Annotated in this window: 2 protein-coding genes; both read left to right on the forward strand. The window is 48.5% G+C overall.

Annotated elements, in window-relative coordinates; all coding sequences use genetic code 11:
• Window positions 1-267, forward strand: a 267-nt coding sequence (locus tag BCU94_RS16640; protein ID WP_277869673.1) for a cytochrome c3 family protein, incomplete at its 5' end; no start/stop codon positions are given.
• A 14-nt stretch (window positions 268-281) separates the two neighbouring features.
• Window positions 282-2,212 (forward strand): MtrB/PioB family decaheme-associated outer membrane protein (locus BCU94_RS16645; RefSeq protein WP_102477015.1); only part of this gene is annotated, 1,931 nt, incomplete at its 3' end.

Raw genomic sequence — 2,212 nt, forward strand, 5'->3', positions numbered from 1 at the left:
GAAAAACGTGGTCCCTTCCTATGGGAACACGCCCCGGTGACTGAAAGCTGCGTGTCATGTCATAACCCCCACGGCAGCGTCAACGACAATATGCTTGATAGCCGCGCACCGCAGTTATGTCAGCAATGTCATGCACCCGATGGTCACGCCTCTCGCGTTGTACCTGAGCCGGGGATGGATGCCTTTGGTGGTGGAAAAAGCTGCCTTAACTGTCACAACCAAATTCATGGTTCTAATCACCCAGCTGGCAGTCTGCTGCAACGCTAATGGAGAGCAAGATTATGTCATTTAAATTGAATCTTATTACCCTGTCACTGCTGGCGGTATCGACCTCTGGCATGGCAGCGAACTTCGGGGTTGGCAACGCCAATACCACCGCGGTTAATACCCATAAATATGAATGTAAACGCTGCACTAACCTAGTCGGTTATAGCGGTGAAGTCAGTGTTGCTGCCGGGTATAACGACATCGGCGATATTCACGCTGGTAATGCCTTAGGCACTGCCAAAGATGGCGGCATTGCTGCCGTCAGTGGTGATGTGCGCTTTAACAGTGAGTCAGGTTATCAAGCCCGAATTCAAGCCCATCAGTTAGGCATGGATAATGGTTTTGCTCACTTGTCTGGCGGTAAAGCTGGCTTGTATGAATTTAGCCTCGATTATGATGCGATTAAAACCTATAAAGCCGGTGATGTAGAAAGTAGTCTGTGGCACAACGATGGCATGTTAACCCCATCTGATGCCATCAACAGCTTCGACTTAGCTCAGCGCCGCGAAAAAGTGGCCCTCGGCATGGAGTACGGTCAAGACTTCTATGGCGCCTTTGTGAAATACAGCCAAGAAGATAAAACCGGCCATAAATCAGCCAGCCTGGTATCACCAAGCCCGATTAACTTCGGCTTACCAACCGATTCTCGCACTAAGCAGTTAGATGCTGGGGTGAACTTATCTGGTGAAAACTGGCTCACTGAGCTGAGCTACTTTGGCAGTTATTATCAAAACAATATCGACCACTTAAGCTTGCCTTATGCCAATGATGTGTACTCAGCAGCCCCAGATAACCAAGCCCACCAGGTGGCGTTATCAGGTCAGTACCAGCTCAATCGCACCGTGATGAACGGCCGCATTGTGACAGGCCGGATGATACAAGATGACAACCTCATTCAAGTAACGGGTAACCCGCTACAAAACTGGGATGGTCAAATTGACACCCTTGATGGTCGTTTTGCGCTGACCTCGATGCTCACTAACCGTTTACGTTTAGGCGGCAGCGTTGATTACAGCAAGCGTGATAATAAAAGCTCAACCGCTGAATTTGCCCAATACAACTTCAATAGCTTAACTGGCGCCTTTAGACAAAATACCCCGCAAGATATTGAACGTAACACCTATAAAGTCAATGCCAGTTACCGCATCGCCAGTGGCTACCGCTTACAAGCAGGTTACGACCGCAAAGAAGTGGAGCGTACCTTCAGTGACCGCGAGCAAACCAATGACGACAACCTATGGCTAAAATTCAATGTCCGCGCCTTAGACAAGGTTAATTTTAACCTTAAAGCCGAGCACGCTAATCGCAGTGGCTCTGACTATGAAGCCAATGAGCTGACCTCATCTGAAAATAACGCCCTACTGCGCAAGTACTACCTAGCTGACCGCACCCGCAACGCCGTTGAATTAAAGGTGAACTACAGCCCTATCAACTGGATGAGTCTGGACATCAGCAGCCGTTATGCCCAAGACGAGTATGACGATACCCAAATCGGCCTGACTGAATCAGAAGATTACGGTTATGACGCTAACCTTAACATCGCCTTTAATCAGCATGTTGATGGTTACGTGTTTGCTGGACAGCAATGGATTAACTCCAATCAAGCAGGCAGCCAAAGCTTTGGCGCAGCAGATTGGATGGCTGATATTGAAGATGAATTTATCAACTTAGGCGCAGGCGCAAGCTACAGCGGCCTGATGCAAGACAAGCTCACCTTAGGGGTGGATTACTTATTTAGTAACTCTGTCAGTAACACTGATGTCACCGCCGAAACCATGAATCCGTATGGGGATTATTACTCATACAACCACAGTGCCAGTATGTACGCCGATTACGCCTTGAGCGAGCAAATGGCACTGAAATTAACTTACCGCTATGAACGCTATTTCGATACCGATGCAGCCAACGTAGGGGTCAATGATATTCCGGGGATGATTACTCTGGG

Origin of the sequence: Shewanella sp. 10N.286.52.C2, assembly GCF_002874545.1 — a bacterium.
In the GTDB taxonomy this organism is placed as follows: domain Bacteria; phylum Pseudomonadota; class Gammaproteobacteria; order Enterobacterales; family Shewanellaceae; genus Shewanella.